The following is a 16,138-nucleotide window of genomic DNA, read 5'->3' as shown; positions in this document are numbered from 1 at the left end:
AGTCGACGTCCTGTGGGCGATGCTGCGTGACAAAAGGCTGTTCACCTCCGCCCCGCCCGTCACGCAAGCAGCTTGACACGATCATTGAGATTCCTCCTGGGCGGCCACGGCGGCGTAGCGGTTGGCGGGCCGGTCCAGGCCCAGGTGGGTGCGCAGGGAGGCACCGGGCAACGGCCGTACGGCGTACCGTCGTTCGACGAGCTGCGGCAGGACGAGCCGGGACAGCTCCGGGAGGTCCTCGTCCAACACCAGGGGGTGCAGGCGCACTCCGTCGACCACTCCTCTCAACTCCCCCAGCAGCGCGGCGAGTCCGGCGGCGGAGCCGACGTGGCACAGACGTCCCCGGTCGCTCCAGGGCGCGTGGCGTTCGAGGTCGGCGACGCGTTCCTCGGCCGTGGCGTCGGCGGTGTCGAGGGCGATGTCCACCTCGGCGAAGGTACGCGGTGTCCCGGCCGCGGAGGCGTTCGCGGTGACGGCCGCGAGGTCACGGCCCTCGACGAGGGCGATGTCGAGCTGATCGCCGGGCACCCGCTCCGGGCTGCCGAGCACGACGAGTTGGCCCTGCGGCGGACGTGGCACGATCGCCGGGCCCTTCACCGCGAAGGTGTCGCCGGTGAAGTCGACGTAGTGCAGCCGGTCGCGGTCGAGATAGCGGCTGGTGGCCACGGAGCGGATGACGGCGTCGTCCTCCCAGGAGTCCCACAGCTCGCGGACCACCTGGACACCGTCTCGCGACTCGCGGGCACGGGCCACGTCCCCGTCGACGAGCGGACGCCCCCAGACGGACGCCGCTTCGGGCCGCGCTTCCTCGCTCACCACCCACCCGGCGCGCCCGGCCGAGATGTGGTCCAGGGACGCCAACTGGCTCGATACATGGAAGGGTTCGGCATAGGTGAGCGGCGCGACCGGTGCGATGCCGACGACGCTCGTCGACGCGGCGAGGAACGCGGCACGCTCCACCGCGCCGATCCGCCCGACCACGTCGGGCGCGGCGCCCGGCGGAAGCGCGCCGTCGTCCAGGGTGAGCAGGGTGAACCCGGCGTTCTCCGCGGCGGCGGCGACGCGGGCCACCCGGCGCGGACTCAACAGGTGGTCGGGCGAGTGGGCGGCGCGGCGCCAGGCCGCGGGATGGGCGCCGTCACCGTCGATTTCGAGGGCGAGCCGCAGGGCGGGGCCGGACATGGGGGTTCCTTCCGAGAACACGTCGAGACGGCCGGCCCGTGGGGCCGGCATGGGTCAGGGGCGTGTGGAAGGACAGACGGCGGAGGCGGTACGGCAGTAGTCGACATGCCGGCGGATGATCAGCCGCGCGCCCGGACCGGCACCACGAGGTGCGGCGTCGCACACGCGCATCGGGGCCTCCACCCGTCCGGGACCGATCGCCTCAACCTTGGTCGCCACCCCCGGAAGATGTCAAGAACATTAGATGTACGCGCATGCAGCGGAGGTCGGGGCGGAAAAAGCGTTGGCTTCGACGGCGACCGAGCCGCTACCTTCCCGGAAGCCGTGAAAGACCGCGAGGAGGTGGGACCCATGAACGCAGTATCCAGGTGGGTGCTCCCCCTTTTCCCCACGGTCGGGCCGGCGGCATAGGTGTCGCCGGGAGCGCCTCACACCAAGGCGATCCCGAAAGGCACCACCATGAAACTCTCCCCAGACCCAGTGCGGTTCACCGCGGAGACATCGTCGAACGGTGTCCTCGTCCGCGACTTCACCGTGGGCGGCCTGACCGGAGCACTCTGGTCCCCCGCCCACTCCCCGTCCGTACGCGCTCCCCTGGTCCTGATGGGCCACGGCGGCGGCACCGACAGCAAGGCACCGGCCATGGCGGGCCGCGCAGACCTGCTCGTGAACGGCTGCGGCTTCCACGTGGCCACCCTCGACGCCCCCGGCCACGGCGACCGGCCGCGCACCGCGCACGACGATCGGGAGATCGCCGCGATGCAGCGGGCGATGGCGGCGGGCGAACCGGTCGGCGAGATCGTCGTCCGCTACAACGCCCACCTCGCCGAGCGAGCCGTACCGGAGTGGCTGGCGACCCTCGACGCCCTCCAGGGACTCCCGGAGATCGGCACCGGGGGGCCCGTCGGCTACTACGGCCTGAACATGGGCACCGCGATCGGCGTCCCGCTGACGGCGGCCGAACCCCGCATCACCGCCGCCGTGTTCGGGCAGTTCTGGTACGACGACGCCCTCGCGGAGACGGCGCGGCGGATCACCGTGCCGATCGAGTTCGCGCTCCAGTGGGACGACGAGCACATCCCGCGCGCTTCCGGTCTCGCGCTGTTCGACGCCTTCGCCTCGCAGGAGAAGTCGCTGCACGTCAACTCGGGCCGCCACAAGGAGCTTCCGAGGTTCGAGGCGGACAGCGCGGCCCGCTTCTTCGCCCGGCACCTGACCCGGGCCGACGTTCCCAGGGCGGCCTGACGGACACCGGCGTCCGGCCGACGGCCGGGCGCCGGTCCCTCAACGCGACCGCGGCCCGGTGCCCGCTCCGAAGTCCATGCCCGTCATGAGTTCGGAGAAGGCGCCGCCCGCGGCAGCGGACGTGAAGAGCCGGTCGAGCTGGGCGCGGGCCAAACCCCTTTGAAAAGGACCGGAGTTGGAGGCGTCACCGGCGTCGTGGAGCATGCGCGTCATCCAGTGGGAGAACTCCTGGTCGTTCCAGACCCGGCGCAGGCACCGCGCCGAGTACGTCCGCAGCCCCGTGTCGTCCTGGTCCTGGACGGCGTCGCGTACGGCGCGGGCGAAGAGGTCGGCGTCGTAGAGAGCGAGGTTCATCCCCTTGCCGCCCATCGGCGAGACGATGTGCGCGGCGTCGCCGACGAGGTGGAGGCGGCCGTACTGCATCGGATCGTGGACCAGGCTGCGCAGCCGGAAGATCTCGCGGTCGGTGATCGGGCCGGAGACGAGGGCCGGATCGCCGAGCCGGGTGCGCAGCGCGTCCCAGACACGGGCGTCGGACCAGGCACCGGGCTCGTCGTCCGGCGGGCACTGGAGGTAGTAGCGGCTGGTGTGCGGGCCGCGCGGGAAGTGCGCGGCGAAGCCCTGCTCGCTGACGGCGAGGAGCGGGTGGGCCGGCGGCGGGGCGTCCGCCAGGACCGTCAGCCATCCGATGCCATGATCGAAGGCGTACGGCGTGAGGGCCCCGTCGGGTACGGCGCTCCGGCTGATGCCGTGGTCGCCGTCGCAGCCCGCGACGAAGGAGCAGGTGAGCGTACGGAGACCGCCGCCCGGGGTGCGGTAGCGGACGGTGGGGCGCTCGCCGGTCAGGTCGTGCAGGGAGACGTCGGCGGCCTCGAAGCGAAGGTCGCCGCCGTCCTCCAGGTACGCGGCGGTGAGCTTCTGGACCAGCATCTGCTGGGGGCAGATACGGGCCGTGGGGCCCTCCGAGCCGTCGGAGTCGGACACCATGTGGGGCTCGCCGTCGACCCGGAGCTCCAGGATGCCGTCGTGCGGGACGCCGCCCAGGACGCGGTCGGCCAGGCCCCAGGAGTCGAACATACGGACCGCGCGGGTCTCGACGATGCCCGCGCGCTGACGCTGTGCCACGTACTCCCGGGTCTGCCGTTCCAGGACGACACAGTCGATCCCGGCGCTCCGCAGCAGGTTCGCGACGGTCAGCCCGGCCGGGCCCGCGCCGATGACCACCACGGTCGTGGATTCCGGGGGCTCGCTCAACTCCCGCACGTTGTCGGTCACTTGACCACCTCCGGAATCACCCTACCGACGCGGAGCGCCCGGTCGCCGGGTCACGTGACCTGGATCGTCGCCTTCCAGGTCTCGACGATCAGGGGGCAGAGGTTCCCGGGGTCGGGTACGCAGTGCCTCTGTGCGCTGACGGTGGCGGTGCCGGCGGCTGCGACGCGGTAGACGGCAGACGCGTCACCGGCCGGGTTCGTGGTGTCGGCCCTGTGACCGAGGACGGCCGAGTCGCTGGAGTTCAGCGCGGTCCAGGTGTAGGTGAGTCCCCGCTCGCGGTAGTGGGTGAGCCGGACTTCGAGGTCACCGCCGACGCTCGCGGGGATCGTCCGGCCGTTGTCCACGTTCGTGAGCACGATGCGCCCGGCGCGCAACGCGTGCGCCGACGCCGGTGTCGCGACGGTTGTCGTGGTGGCGGCGAGGGCCAACCCAGCGGCCCCCAGGGCCGTAGACCACTTTGCAGTTCCCATGACGCACGCTCCTCGCACTCTGCGGCGGCAGCGGATGTGCTGCCCAGCGGGGTCAACGTGGTGGTGGAGGGCGGGTCACAGGCAACCACTCGATCGTGGGCCGGAGCGCGGCGGGGACGCCTCGGGGCTACCGCGGGTTCGCACCACCTGTGCGTGTGTTATGAATCTTTCCGTATGACCGATAGGAAAAGCACGTAGACAACCGTTCGACCGGCCCCACGGGTGAGGACCGGTCGGGGTCGCCGATGCCGGGGTCCGCTCCCCGGGCTGCGGTGATCTTCCTTCTCAGGAGGACCTCCCGCATGTTTCGACGTATTGGCAGTGGGGTCGTCAGACATCCCGTCTGGACGATCGTGGCATGGCTGATCGCGGCCGTGGCGATTGTCGCCACGGCGCCCAGCCTGCCCTCCAACAGTGACGAGAGCAGTTTCCTCCCCAAGAGTTACGAGTCCATCAAAGCGGCGGATCTCCAGACGAAGGCGTTCCCCAGCACCTTCACCCCGTCCGCGATCGCGCTGTACCAGCGCTCCGACGGCGGCAAGCTCACCGCCGCCGACCAGAAGGACGTCGCCCGGATCACGACCGAGCTGGGCAAGAAGCACATCGACCAGGTGCAGAAGGTGGTCCCCGGCCAGCCGTCCAAGGACGGCAGGTACACCATGACCCTGGTGCAGATGGACAGCAAGAACGCCGGCCAGCCGGTGCAGGCGGATGCCGCGAAGGTGCTGCGCGACGACGTCAAACAGCTGGCCAAGGGCACCGATCTCGACGTGAAGCTCGGCGGTTCCGCCGCGCAGGCGCTCGACCAGCAGGACTCGTCGAAGCGTGGCGAGGCGCTGATCGGCATCGGGACGTTCCTCATCATCCTGGTGACGCTGCTGATCATCTTCCGCGCGCCGATCCTCGCCGTCCTCCCGCTGGTCCTGATCGGCGTGGTGGCGTCCATCGCCAACGGGCTGATCGCGTACGCCACCAAGCTGTTCGGGCTACAGGCGAACAGCTCCGTGTCGTCGATCCTGATCGTCGTGCTGTTCGGCGTGGGCACGGACTACTTCCTGTTCCTGATGTTCCGGTACAGAGAACGCCTGCGGGCGGGTGACGAACCGAAGCAGGCCATGATCAACGCGGTCGCCCGGGTCGGCGAGGCCATCGCCTCGGCCGCCGGCGCGGTCATCATCGCGTTCCTCGCGCTGGTGCTGTCCACGCTGGGCTTCCTCAAGCAGATGGGCCCGGCGCTGGCCATCTCGGTCACCGTCACCCTGATCGCGGGCCTGACGCTGATCCCGGCCGTGGTGTCGCTGATCGGGCCGAAGGTCTTCTGGCCTTCCAAGTCCTGGCAACAGGAGCCGCAGAACGCGCGCTTCGCCGCCCTCGGCCGCGGTGTGCAGCGCAGGCCCGCGCTGACCGCCGCGCTCTCCGGGCTCGTCCTGATCGCCCTGTCGCTCGGCACCCTCGGCTACAAGGCCACCTTCGACCTGGCCTCGGGCTCCATGCCCAAGACCAAGGAGTCGATGGTCGTCCAGGACGAGATGCAGAAGGCGTACTCGGCGGGCGCCGCCGCGCCCACCGACGTCTACCTCTCCAGCACCGACGGCAAGCCGCTCGACAAGTCCGTCTTCCCGGCCTACGCCGAGAAGCTCGGCGCCGTCGACGGTGTCGCCAGCGCCCGGATGAGCCAGGTCAACCCGGGCGGTACGACGGCGGACTTCACGGTCACGCTGAAGTACGAGGCGTCCACGGAGAAGGCGATCGACGCGGTGGGCCGGGTGCGGGACGTCGCGCACGCCTCCGCGCCCGACGGCACGAAGGCGCTGGTCGGCGGCATGTCCTCGATCTACAAGGACATCAACGCCGCGGTCAACCACGACTATCGGACCGTGTTCCCCGTCGCCGCCCTGCTGATCATGCTGATCCTGGGGCTGCTGCTGCGCAGTGTGGTCGCGCCGTGGTACCTCATCGCCTCGGTGGGCCTCGGCTTCGGTGCCACGCTCGGTGCCACGGTCTGGATCTTCCAGGACGCTCAGGGGCATCCGGGGCTGATGTTCATGCTCCCGGTGATCATGTATCTCTTCGTGGTCGCCATCGGCACGGACTACAACATCCTCATGATCGCCCGGCTCCGCGAGGAGGCCCGCGAGGGCCGCGATCCGCGCGAGGCGGCGAGCATGGCGCTGCGGCACGCGGGGCCGACCGTGGCGGCGGCCGGGTTCATCCTCGCGGCGACCTTCGCCACGATGATGCTGGCGGGCAACGCCCTGCTGACGGAGATGGGCTTCGCGGTCTCCTTCGGCATCGCCGTCGCCGCGTTCGTGATGGCGATGTTCTTCACGCCGAGCCTCACCGCCCTGATCGGCCACGCGGCCTGGTGGCCCGGCCACGCCGACCGCACCCAGGAAACGCCGGGCGGCCATGGCTCCGACACCTCGGGGTCGGTCTCCGGCACGGGTGACGAGGAGTCGCTCACCCATGACCCCGCGAGCCGTCGGGGCTAGCCATCCGCACGCGGGCCCTGTCCACCAGCCTCCCCGGCCGGTGGACAGGGCCCGCGCTCTTTTGCCTCCGGGGCCGACGAGCCCCCGTATCTCCTCCTACCGGTGACCCCACGGAGCCCTGAGGGCGTACGCCGGGGCCCGTTCCCGGAACGCGCGTGACGATGTGACGGCCGGGCCGGGACTACCTCAACAGGTCGGCGGTGGGCGGGCCTTGGCCGTGACGGCGCCGGAAACAGGGCCCGTTTCGGATCGTCCGGACGGGGCACTAGCGACCGCAGCCCAGTGCTTCGGTCAGCAGGCACGCCTTCTTCCCTTTCGAGGAGTGTCACTGTGCCCTTTTCGTCCCGTCCCCACAGCGAGCCGACGAGTGCGGCTTCCGCCGAGAGCGTGGAGGTCTGACGTGATCGTGCCGAACCCCGCCGTTCTGCAACAGGCGGTCGACCGTTATCGAGCCCTGGCGGCCGACGGGAGCATCGCCGTCGCCGTCCCCCTTCAGAACGCCGCCTACACCCTGTGCGTGCTGACCGGCACCCGCACGGTCGAGGAGGCCCTGACCGCCGCGGACCGGCTGTGTTCACGCGCCACGGCACCCGGCTCCACACACCGCCGGACACTCACCCTCTCCGCTGCGTCCCTCGGCTCCTCTGACGAAACCGCCTCCGGGGAAAAGGAGTTGGTGGCGTGAAGGAGCGCTCGGGTGGCGTTCCCGTGGGAGTCGGCACGTCAGGCTTCGCGTCGCCGACAGAGGACTAGAGGACGCTTGACGCCGCAGAGTTGGTGCACCGGCCCGACACCTACCCCGTCGTACGGCTGGTGTTGGTCGGGCCGGACAGCTTGAAGGCACCGCACGAGAAGAACATCGGCCGAGTGAGCCCAAGTCGGCTTCGGCCGATGGTCGTTGAGGCAGCGCCCGCCTGGCTGGGCCTTGACCACGCGCTCGGGCGCGGCACGGTCAGCGCAACCAGGCGTCGTGCTGGCAGCATGGCCACCCCGTCCTCCACTATCTGGGTGTGGATATCTGGTCCCGATTCATCACCCGTCGTCAGGCGGAGCGGGAGACCGAGAACGAGAACGCCTGGCGCCGCTACGTCCTCCTGCGTGTCCATGAGATACCGGGGCTCACCGCACAGGAGCGCGGAGCGATCATCCCGGCCGCTTACCATGCCTGCTCGGACGGACAACTGCCGCTGTGGAGCCGGGAACGACGCTCTGCCGCCGCCATCGTGTTCGCGCTGCTGTTCGCCCTCGTGGGCTGTGCCGGTCTGCTCTGGTTCGTCAACAGGGGCGTCCGCACCGAGCTGGGCAGCTGGCTCGTGTCCCACGTGCCGGCGGAGGGCCTGGGTCTGGCCGTCCGTACTCAGGCGCTGATCACCGTCCCGCTCATCGGCCTCGGGGCCCTGCTCATCCGCTTCACCACGTCCATACGCATACTGCGCTCCGCCCTCGGCGACGGCAGCCGGGTGGCCTGGGGCCTTCCCTACGCGACTATCCCGCTGCTGGCCATCATCCTGGTGGGCTGCCCATGGGCCGCGGCGACCATGGCCGACGTCTACGCTTCATGGCCCACCGGATGGAACATCCTCATCGTCCTGGCCCTCGTCTTCGGCGCGGTGCTGGTCCGTCTGATGCTGGTCGTCGACAACTGGATGCAGTCCGTCCGCCCGGCCCCGTGGAACCGCAGCGACGACGAAGCGATCCGATCGCTCTTCCTGAGCACCGTCAACCTGTACCAGTCACGCGACTACTGGGACGCGCCGTCAGAGATCGCCTACCTGCGCAACCACATCGATGCGGGTGCCCGGCGTGTCGAGAACAACAGGGTGCCGCTCCGTGCAGTCCGCTTCCGCGAGCGGGGTCTGCGCACCGAAATCCGCCACAAGCACGGCAGGTTGGCCGAACAGCTCCGTCTGCACAGTCGCTCCCTCGCTCAGGTCCACTCCCGGTCCGACTACGACCGTGTCTGCGACTCCCTGCGGGCGGGGCTGCTCGCCGCGGTCAGCTCCGACTGGGACGAACTGCTGCGACACGCACCCGAGTTGACTGCCGCCTCACAGTTTCGGCGTACCGCCAACAGGCTCACAGGCCCGGCCGTACTCGTCACGGCGGGGCTCCTCATCCCCTTTCTCCCCGGCGTCGGACCCGTGCCCGGCGACAGCGTACGCATCCTCCTGCTCGCCTCCGGAGCCCTCGCCCTGCTCCCGGCCGCCACGACCGATCTGGCCCGCAGCAACGTCCAAGGCGCCCTGGACAGAGCCCTGTTCAGCAAGGACCAGATCTAGGAAGGCACCACCGACGGAGCTGAGGTCTCCAACGGCACATCACCGACGCCGGACCGGCCACGCCGGAGTCACACCTGGCCGGCGCATATCGTCGGGCAGGCCCTGGTTGGCATTGGTCCCCGGCATCGGGTTACGCGATGTCCTCGGGGGCGAGGTCGGGGCGCAGCCGGTGCCAGGAAGGGTGGCGGAGGTAGCCGGCCTGAGTGCGGGTGGCGTAGGTGACCTCGCTGACCAGGCGGGGCAGCACCCAGTGGGCGCCCGTGACCGGGGGCACCGGGGTGAAGGGGCAGTCCGGGGAGGCGGCCACGCGCAGGAGTGCGGCCAGTTCCGCCCGTTCGCGCTCGCTCCAGCCGGTGCCGACGTTGCCGATGTACCGCAGCCGCCCTTCGTACCGCTGGCCGAGCAGAAGCGCCCCGGGCAGACCGGCCAGGCGCCCTTTCCCTGGCATCCAGCCGCCGATGATCGCGTCGGTCGTGACCAGGTTTCTGATCTTGACCCACGACCGTGAGCGCACCCCGGGCTCGTAACGGGACGTCAGACGCTTGCACACGATCCCCTCCAGACCCGCCGCACGGGTCGCCTCCAGTGCCCGCGCACTGCTGCCGACGACCACGCCCGGCACCGACCAGCACGTCCCGGTCGGCCCCAACGACTCCAGCGCCTCCCGTCGGCCGGCGTACGGCTCCGCCAGGAGACTGTCGTCACCGAGGAAGACGACATCGAACAGGACCAGGTGAACCGGCGCACGCCGGGCGGCCCGACGGATGACAGCGGCCGGTGACTGCACCAGCCCCATCCGCGACGCCAGCCGCCCGAAGTCCGCCCGCCCCTGTTCGTCGAGGGCGACGATCTCGCCGTCCAGGACCGCCGGCGTTCCCCGCAACTCCTCTCCCAGGGATTGCAGCTCCGGGTACGCCGAGGTGATGTTCTCGCCCGAACGGGAACGGAACAACGCCGTCCCGTCCCCCGGCAGATAAGCAAGGACCCGCTGACCGTCCTGCTTGGTCTCGGCCGCCCACCGGTCGTCACCGCCCGGCAGCGGCAGTCGGCCAGGAGACGCGAGCATGGGCGCGATCAGCGGCAGGGTGACCATGAACCCCACCCTCACCCCTCCGGCAGACCCCGGCACGCCGGGGCACACCGACTCCCGACGGGAGGGGTTGTCCGGCAGGCCCTAGACGGCCGTGCGTCCCGCGTCGGCCGCGAGTGTGACGCCGGTGAGGTAGCTCGCGCGGTCCGAGGCGAGGAAGAGGATCACCTCGGCGATCTCGCGGGGAGCCGCGAGCCGGCCGAGCACGGTGGTCTTCGCGAACTGCTCGGCGTTCTCCTCCCCCATGGTGGCCAGGACCATGTCGGTCCGCGTGGGCCCCGGCGCGACGGTGTTCACCCGCACGCCGGCCGGACTGAACTCGGCCGCCCAGGTGCGCGTCAGCGACTCCAGCGCGGCCTTGGTGGCGCTGTAGACGGACAGCCCGGGAATGCCGATCCGGGCGGCCATGGTGCTGACGTTCACGATGCTGCCGGAGCCCTTGGCGATCATCGCGGGAGCCAGCGCCGCGGTGAGGAGGTACGGGGCCCGGATGTTGGCCGCGAGGGTCTCGTCGAGCGTGCCGGGGTCCTGGTCCACGGTCGGCGCTCCGGGGAAGATCGCGGCGTTGTTGACCAGGATGTCGACGGGCCCGGCCTCCTCGGCGAGACGGCGCAGAGCGGCCGGGTCGGTGAGGTCGGCGGCGACGAAGCGCGCCCGGCCGCCGGTGTCCGTGATCGACCGCACGGTCGCGGCCCCTCGCTCGGCGTTGCGGCCGGAGACGACGACCTCGGCGCCCGCCGCGGCCATCAGCCGGGCGGTTTCGGCGCCGATACCGCCGGTCGATCCGGTGACGAGGGCGACCTTGTCGGAGAGTTCCATTCCGGTTCCTTCCGGGAGTCCGGCCGCGCACGACGGCCGGAGTGGGTTAGGTGACCCACAATCGTCCGTTAAAAATGGGTTGTCCAATCCAAAACCTGTTAACGTTGCGAGCATGACGACCGAGACCCGCCGGCCCGCCCAGAGGAAGCTGACCCGCAAGGGGCAGGAGACCCGGCGCCGGATCGTGGCCGCCGCCGCGACGCTCATGTACGAGCGGGGCGTGACCGAGGCGACGCTGGAGGACGTACGGGCGGCCGCCGGGGTGAGTGGCTCGCAGATCTACCACTACTTCGCCGACAAGCAGGAACTGCTGCTGGCCGTGATCGAGTTCCAGACCGAGGCCGTGCTGGACATGCAGAAGCCCCTCTTCGCCGGACTGGACACCCTGAAAGGCCTACGGCAGTGGCGGGACGCGCTGGTCGAGTACCAGCTCCGGTTGCAGTGCCGCGGGGGCTGCCCGATCGGCTCCCTCGGCAGCGAGGTCGCGGAGACCAACCCCGAAGCGCGGCTCGCCGCGGCCAGCGGCTTCCTGCGCTGGGAGTCGGCGATCCGCGACGGCCTCCAGAAGATGTACGACCGCGGTGAACTCGACACCGACCCCGACGACCTCGCCCTCGCGATCCTCGCCGCACTCCAGGGGGGCCTGCTCCTCACCCAGATGCAGCGCCAGGTCCGGCCGCTGGAGGTGGCGTTGGACGCGATGCTCGACCACGTCGCAGCCTGCGTGAAGCGCGCGTGACGGGCGAACGCAGCGGCCATTGAGGCGCAGCCCGTCCACCACCGACCGAGATGGGCGAGCGTGTCACCGGCGCCGCGGTTGAGGCTCCCGGTCCGCTGGGCCGTGGCGTTGCCGCCGACGGCAAGGAGGGACGGGCCGGCCCGTTGGGTCGGTGGACGACACGGCGCGGGAAGGTCGCCGCGTGCGTCGCGACCGACGCCAGGAGCGCGGGGACGCCCGGCCGTCCGCCTGTGCGGTCGTCACCGGGGAGTCCGACCCGGAGTACCCGAGGCGCTCCCCCCGTCACGCCTACGCGCTCGGGTCCCAGGCCAGAAGCAGTTCGAAGAGGTTTCCGTCGCCCTCCACCTCCAGCGAGTCGACCGGGATACGGCCGTACAGCGCCAGGACCAATTCGCCGGCCGTGCCCCGGAGGGAGGCGTCGGCGCCCGGGGCGGATGCGGGGATACGGGTGGCGCGGGCGCCGTCGGCGGAGAGGGTGAGGCGCCAGGAGCGGCCCTCGGTGGCGTGGTAGTCGACGGTGGCGGGCTCGTGCGGCCAGGGGTCCGTGCCCGCACAGCAGGTGGTCAGGAACTCGTCGACGCCGTCGAGTGCCGCTTCCTCAGGCAGCGGCTGCGGCTGCGACGCACCCACGGTGAGCTGGGCGTCGTAGGTGTGCACCGAGGCCTCCTGGACCTGGTGGCGGGCTACGGCGCCGGAGGTCTGCGGCGACTGCGAGCCGCCCCACCACGTCCAGCAGCCACGATCCGGACCGAACTCCCGCAGCGTGTTCAGCAGTTGCTCCGTGGACTCCGCCGACCAGGCCAGCAGTGCCTCGGGCTCCTTCGGCGCCTCCGGGACGGTGCCGGACGGGCCGTCGGCCGGTCCCGCGGCGACGTTGGCGGCCCAGCGGCGATGTACCCCGCCCAGGTGCTCGACCAGATCCCGGAGTGTCCACTCGGGGCAGGTCGGCACCTGGGTGTCGAGGCTCGGCGCGGCGGCGACGGCGGCCCGGAACGCGACCGACCGTTCGTCGATCAGGCGCAGCAGGGCGGGGAACTCCAGGATCTCTGTCACGCGGACTGTCTACCACCGAGCGCCGACGACCTGACAGCGAGTCTCACGCCCGCCGCAACGGTCAGCGCCCGAGGGCCTGTTCGACCGTCGGGTGACACTGGATGATCCCGTCGATGCCGACGAGCTGGATGATGCGCAGCACGGGCGGGGCCGCGCCGGCCAGCCGCAGCCAGCCGCCCGCCTCGGCGAGCGTGCGGTGGACGGCGATGAGAATGTTGATGCCGCTGGAGTCCATGAACGTGACTTGGCGCAGGTCGATGACGGCGCGCGGGGCGAGGCCGTCCGGCAGGTCCAGCGCCTCCCTCAGCAGGCCGCCTGTCTCATGGTCGATCTCTCCGGTCAGGGCCACGACCAAGGTGCCGTCGACGACGTCGGTCCTCACCGACAACCGCCCCGGCTGCCCCGCTTGCTCGGTGTCCACCATCTGTCCTCATACACAAGTCGGTGAGCGCTACTGATCAGGATTCCATCCGAAGTGCTGCCCCGCATCGTACGGTTGATGCCCAGGTCCGGTGGAGCCTACGGACATTGACGAGTGAGCGCTATCTCACGGGGTATGCGCCGGGCACGCGGAAGGCGGTGAAACGATCCTGATGGAACCAGAGTCATCGGACGACGACGACACAGCACCGCAGGCCCGGGACCAGCCCATACGGTCCACCGTGGCACTGGACGGTCACGGCTCATACATCAGCGAAGCCCGCCACATGGCCGCCACGTTTCTGACCCGGGCCCGGGCTGAGTTCGGGCTGCCGGTGTCGGCCCGGGCCATGGATCTCACGCAGCTGGTGGTCAGCGAGCTGGTCACCAACGCCCGTAAGTACGCGCCCGGTCCTGTGCTGATGGATCTGCGGATCGTCGGCAACCTGGTCGAGGTGGAGGTGTGGGACTCCGACCCGCGGCTCCCGGTCCCCCAGGGGGCGGATGCCCAACGCGTGGGCCAGCACGGCCTGGAGATCGTACGGGCCGTGGCACACGCCTTCGAGGCGCGGCGCGAGTCGGTGGGCAAGCGCATCACCGCCCGCATACCTTTGACGGACGTTCCGGACGAGGCCGTCGCCGACAAGTCGCCCGTCAACCCACCAAGTTGAAACAGCGATACCGATACCGAGACGGCTACGGCTACGGCTACGGCTACGAGGCCAGCGGGATCCGGTAGACGGAGACATGCGAACGCGACTCCGCGGTGAACTCGCCGCCGGACCAGTCCCCATGCCTGCTCTCCAGCGCGAACCCGGCCAGCTGCGCCATGAGATCGAGTTCGGCCGGCCAGATGTAGCGGTGCGGGCTGCGGTACAACCGCGCCTGCTCGCTGTCGTCGAAGTGGAAGTGGTGCGACACGACATGCTGGTTGAGAACGTCGTAGGTGTCCAGACCGATGTAGTCCCGGTCGGTCTGCCAGACGGTGGCCGTCCGCCCCGGCGGCAGGCTGCGCAACTCCGGCACCCACAACTCGATCACGAACCGCCCGCCCGCCGTGAGATGGCGCGCGGCGTTCCGGAAGCACTCGACCTGCTCGGCCTGGGTGAGCAGGTTCGAGATGGTGTTGTAGACGAGATAGACGAGGCTGTACGTCCCGGGCGCGACGGTGGTCGCCATGTCCCCGATGACGACCGGGATCGTCACTTCGTCGGCCTTGGTGCGCAGTTGCACCACCATCGGCCGTGACAACTCGATCCCGGTGACGGGAACTCCACGCTCGGCGAGCGGCACGGCCACCCGCCCGGTGCCGATCGCGAACTCCAACGCGGGCCCGTCCCCGGCGAGTCGCGCGAGCCGCTCCACGGTCGGCCCCAGCGTGTCGGGCGCGAACATTCCGGTGCCGGGCGTGTCATACCGCTGGGCGACCTCGGAGTTCCACATCTGCTCCTGCTGCATCAGGCCAACGCTGTCCGCAGACACGGGAGTTGTCCAACGAGTTTCCCGATGTCGGCGGTGCCGTGCGCGACCAGGACGGGCACCCACAGGGACCGCGGGCGTTCGGTGCGGTCGCCCGTGGCCAGTACCGAGAGGTCCTGGCCTTGGATGCCGAGGGGGTCGTAGCCGCGGTCGAAGGCGCGTCCGGACCGTTCGGCCGCCGCGGTCTCGTCGAAGGGGTAGGCCGCGGGCGCGGCGGGGCGGAGGGCGCGTACCTGCCACGCGGTGAAGGCCGCGCGCTCCCGCGCTGGTGACGCCGAGCGCGTCGCGTGCAGGCCACGGTCCACCAGTTCCTGGCATAACCCCGCCGCCCAGTTGATCAGCTGCGCCCGCCCCCATGATCAGGAGGCCCGGCGGCGCCCCGGGGTCACCGAAGCTTTCATCTGACCTGGCCGAAACGGTAGCCGTTGCACGGGGGCGGAAGAATGAACCCCACTCTGACGCTTTCCGCCCGCCCGGGTTACGGTCCCCGTGGCGGAGGAAGCCGTTCGACACGCTGAAGTTCCGCACTTCGACTAGAGTGGCGTCGACGACGTGCTCATTCCGGTCGCCTCTCGCTGCTGACCTTTTCCGTCAATTTCCCGTCGTACGTCCGCTATTGGTTTCGTGGCGCGGTGTTCACCGTCCGGCTTGGGTACCAGCACTCGGTTGGAGAGGAAATCACCATGCCCTTCGCCACGACCTCGGACGGCACACGGATCTTCTACAAGGACTGGGGATCCGGGCAGCCCGTCGTCTTCTCCCACGGTTGGCCGCTGACCGCCGACGCGTGGGATCCCCAGCTGAAATTCATGGTGGACAACGGCTTCCGGGCCGTGGCCCATGATCGGCGCGGGGGCGGACGCTCGGATCAGCCCTGGGACGGCAACAACCTCGACACCTACGCCGACGACCTCGCGTCGGTCATCGAGGCCCTGGATCTCCGCGACGTGATCCTCGTCGGGCACTCGACCGGCGGCGGCGAGGTCACCCGCTATCTGGGCCGGCACGGCTCCGGCCGGGTCGCGAAGGCCGTGCTGCTCGGCGCGATCCCGCCGCTGATGCTCAAGACGGACGCGAACCCGGAGGGCCTGCCGATCGAGGTGTTCGACGAGATCCGCAACGGTGTGGAGAAGGACCGTTCGCAGTTCTACAAGGATCTCAGCGCGTCTTTCTACGGCGCCAACCGCGACGACTCGACCGTCACTCAGGGAACCCGTGACGAGTTCTGGCTGTGGAGCATGACCGTGGGAATCAAGGGCGCTTATGACTGCGTCAAGGCATTCTCCGAGACGGATCTCACCGAGGATCTCAAGAAGATCGACGTCCCGACATTGATCGTGCACGGTGACGACGATCAGATCGTGCCCATCGTGGCCTCCGGCGACAAATCCTCGAAACTCGTCAAGGACGCAGTCTACAAGGTCTATCCGGGTGCTCCGCACGGTCTGTCGATGGTGCCCAGGTTCGCCGAGCGGTTCAATGCCGATCTTCTCGACTTCGCACGGAGTTGATCGCCGCGGTCTTGGCGCCGAATGTCCCGTAACGCGTTTGAGTCCCCGCCCGACGGGGACCCGAACACCAGCACCAGGGACCGC

General features: G+C 70.1%; 16 protein-coding genes. 7 read left to right on the top strand and 9 right to left on the bottom strand.

Annotation, left to right across the window (positions count from 1 at the left end):
• Positions 1 to 81: 81 nt before the first annotated feature.
• A complete protein-coding gene (locus ACIRB1_RS35610; protein ID WP_403468381.1) occupies positions 82 to 1,182 on the bottom strand; it encodes an LLM class flavin-dependent oxidoreductase in 1,101 nt (366 codons plus the stop codon).
• Between the two features lie 459 nt (positions 1,183 to 1,641).
• Here ACIRB1_RS35610 and ACIRB1_RS35605 point away from each other — a divergent pair, with 459 nt between their 5' ends.
• Complete coding sequence (locus tag ACIRB1_RS35605; protein ID WP_403468380.1) at positions 1,642 to 2,427, top strand: alpha/beta hydrolase; 786 nt, start codon at positions 1,642 to 1,644, stop codon at positions 2,425 to 2,427.
• A gap of 39 nt (positions 2,428 to 2,466) precedes the next feature.
• On the opposite strand, the gene ACIRB1_RS35600 is transcribed toward ACIRB1_RS35605, so the two are convergent.
• Both ACIRB1_RS35600 and ACIRB1_RS35595 read right to left on the bottom strand, forming a co-directional pair.
• A complete protein-coding gene (locus ACIRB1_RS35600; RefSeq protein ID WP_403468379.1) occupies positions 2,467 to 3,702 on the bottom strand; it encodes a 4-hydroxybenzoate 3-monooxygenase in 1,236 nt (411 codons plus the stop codon).
• Positions 3,703 to 3,752: 50 nt separating this feature from the next.
• Positions 3,753 to 4,172: a hypothetical protein gene (locus tag ACIRB1_RS35595; RefSeq protein ID WP_403468378.1), complete on the bottom strand. Its 420-nt coding sequence runs from the start codon at positions 4,170 to 4,172 to the stop codon at positions 3,753 to 3,755.
• A 302-nt stretch (positions 4,173 to 4,474) separates the two neighbouring features.
• Here ACIRB1_RS35595 and ACIRB1_RS35590 point away from each other — a divergent pair, with 302 nt between their 5' ends.
• From ACIRB1_RS35590 to ACIRB1_RS35580, 3 genes are all read left to right on the top strand, one after another.
• On the top strand, positions 4,475 to 6,664 hold the full coding sequence (locus ACIRB1_RS35590) for an MMPL family transporter (protein ID WP_403468377.1): 2,190 nt from the start codon (positions 4,475 to 4,477) through the stop codon (positions 6,662 to 6,664).
• A gap of 400 nt (positions 6,665 to 7,064) precedes the next feature.
• Positions 7,065 to 7,349: a DUF5133 domain-containing protein gene (locus ACIRB1_RS35585; RefSeq protein WP_403468376.1), complete on the top strand. Its 285-nt coding sequence runs from the start codon at positions 7,065 to 7,067 to the stop codon at positions 7,347 to 7,349.
• 325 nt (positions 7,350 to 7,674) lie between these two features.
• A complete protein-coding gene (locus ACIRB1_RS35580) occupies positions 7,675 to 8,943 on the top strand; it encodes a hypothetical protein (protein WP_403468375.1) in 1,269 nt (422 codons plus the stop codon).
• Positions 8,944 to 9,073: 130 nt separating this feature from the next.
• Here the strand turns inward: ACIRB1_RS35580 and ACIRB1_RS35575 are convergent, their stop codons facing one another.
• Positions 9,074 to 10,036 (bottom strand): ATP-dependent DNA ligase, encoded by a 963-nt coding sequence (locus tag ACIRB1_RS35575; protein ID WP_403468374.1) that lies wholly within the window; start codon positions 10,034 to 10,036, stop codon positions 9,074 to 9,076.
• 81 nt (positions 10,037 to 10,117) lie between these two features.
• Complete coding sequence (locus ACIRB1_RS35570) at positions 10,118 to 10,852, bottom strand: SDR family oxidoreductase (protein ID WP_352178587.1); 735 nt, start codon at positions 10,850 to 10,852, stop codon at positions 10,118 to 10,120.
• A 112-nt stretch (positions 10,853 to 10,964) separates the two neighbouring features.
• On the opposite strand from ACIRB1_RS35570, the gene ACIRB1_RS35565 reads away from it, so the two are divergent.
• Positions 10,965 to 11,591: a TetR/AcrR family transcriptional regulator gene (locus tag ACIRB1_RS35565; protein ID WP_403468373.1), complete on the top strand. Its 627-nt coding sequence runs from the start codon at positions 10,965 to 10,967 to the stop codon at positions 11,589 to 11,591.
• A gap of 288 nt (positions 11,592 to 11,879) precedes the next feature.
• On the opposite strand, the gene ACIRB1_RS35560 is transcribed toward ACIRB1_RS35565, so the two are convergent.
• Together ACIRB1_RS35560 and ACIRB1_RS35555 are read right to left on the bottom strand one after the other, a co-directional pair.
• A complete protein-coding gene (locus ACIRB1_RS35560; protein WP_403468372.1) occupies positions 11,880 to 12,644 on the bottom strand; it encodes a maleylpyruvate isomerase family mycothiol-dependent enzyme in 765 nt (254 codons plus the stop codon).
• Positions 12,645 to 12,705: 61 nt separating this feature from the next.
• Complete coding sequence (locus tag ACIRB1_RS35555; RefSeq protein ID WP_352178584.1) at positions 12,706 to 13,068, bottom strand: STAS domain-containing protein; 363 nt, start codon at positions 13,066 to 13,068, stop codon at positions 12,706 to 12,708.
• Positions 13,069 to 13,237: 169 nt separating this feature from the next.
• On the opposite strand from ACIRB1_RS35555, the gene ACIRB1_RS35550 reads away from it, so the two are divergent.
• Positions 13,238 to 13,735 carry an ATP-binding protein gene (locus ACIRB1_RS35550; protein WP_403468371.1) on the top strand — a complete coding sequence of 166 codons (498 nt, stop codon included), beginning with the start codon at positions 13,238 to 13,240 and terminating at the stop codon, positions 13,733 to 13,735.
• A 43-nt stretch (positions 13,736 to 13,778) separates the two neighbouring features.
• On the opposite strand, the gene ACIRB1_RS35545 is transcribed toward ACIRB1_RS35550, so the two are convergent.
• Both ACIRB1_RS35545 and ACIRB1_RS35540 read right to left on the bottom strand, forming a co-directional pair.
• A complete protein-coding gene (locus ACIRB1_RS35545) occupies positions 13,779 to 14,522 on the bottom strand; it encodes a class I SAM-dependent methyltransferase (RefSeq protein WP_403468370.1) in 744 nt (247 codons plus the stop codon).
• On the bottom strand, positions 14,522 to 14,848 hold the full coding sequence (locus ACIRB1_RS35540; protein ID WP_403468369.1) for a hypothetical protein: 327 nt from the start codon (positions 14,846 to 14,848) through the stop codon (positions 14,522 to 14,524). Before ACIRB1_RS35540 ends, ACIRB1_RS35545 begins: the two co-directional genes overlap by 1 nt.
• Positions 14,849 to 15,226: 378 nt before the next feature.
• Here ACIRB1_RS35540 and ACIRB1_RS35535 point away from each other — a divergent pair, with 378 nt between their 5' ends.
• Positions 15,227 to 16,054: an alpha/beta fold hydrolase gene (locus ACIRB1_RS35535; RefSeq protein WP_403468368.1), complete on the top strand. Its 828-nt coding sequence runs from the start codon at positions 15,227 to 15,229 to the stop codon at positions 16,052 to 16,054.
• Positions 16,055 to 16,138: the final 84 nt, after the last annotated feature.

This window comes from Streptomyces sp. NPDC096013, assembly GCF_044763565.1.
In the GTDB taxonomy this organism is placed as follows: Bacteria; Actinomycetota; Actinomycetes; order Streptomycetales; family Streptomycetaceae; genus Streptomyces.
Note: the sequence above shows the minus strand (reverse complement) of the source record. Positions and strands in the feature narration are given on the sequence as shown.

Bases quoted from the DNA above. Each gene is read 5' to 3' on its own strand.
- ACIRB1_RS35610 (WP_403468381.1), bottom strand. From the start codon at position 1,182: ATGTCCGGCCCCGCCCTGCGGCTCGCCCTCGAAATCGACGGTGACGGC.
- ACIRB1_RS35605 (WP_403468380.1), top strand. From the start codon at position 1,642: ATGAAACTCTCCCCAGACCCAGTGCGGTTCACCGCGGAGACATCGTCG.
- ACIRB1_RS35595 (WP_403468378.1), bottom strand. From the start codon at position 4,172: ATGGGAACTGCAAAGTGGTCTACGGCCCTGGGGGCCGCTGGGTTGGCC.
- ACIRB1_RS35590 (WP_403468377.1), top strand. From the start codon at position 4,475: ATGTTTCGACGTATTGGCAGTGGGGTCGTCAGACATCCCGTCTGGACG.
- ACIRB1_RS35575 (WP_403468374.1), bottom strand. From the start codon at position 10,036: ATGGTCACCCTGCCGCTGATCGCGCCCATGCTCGCGTCTCCTGGCCGA.
- ACIRB1_RS35570 (WP_352178587.1), bottom strand. From the start codon at position 10,852: ATGGAACTCTCCGACAAGGTCGCCCTCGTCACCGGATCGACCGGCGGT.
- ACIRB1_RS35565 (WP_403468373.1), top strand. From the start codon at position 10,965: ATGACGACCGAGACCCGCCGGCCCGCCCAGAGGAAGCTGACCCGCAAG.
- ACIRB1_RS35555 (WP_352178584.1), bottom strand. From the start codon at position 13,068: ATGGTGGACACCGAGCAAGCGGGGCAGCCGGGGCGGTTGTCGGTGAGG.
- ACIRB1_RS35550 (WP_403468371.1), top strand. From the start codon at position 13,238: ATGGAACCAGAGTCATCGGACGACGACGACACAGCACCGCAGGCCCGG.
- ACIRB1_RS35545 (WP_403468370.1), bottom strand. From the start codon at position 14,522: ATGCAGCAGGAGCAGATGTGGAACTCCGAGGTCGCCCAGCGGTATGAC.
- ACIRB1_RS35535 (WP_403468368.1), top strand. From the start codon at position 15,227: ATGCCCTTCGCCACGACCTCGGACGGCACACGGATCTTCTACAAGGAC.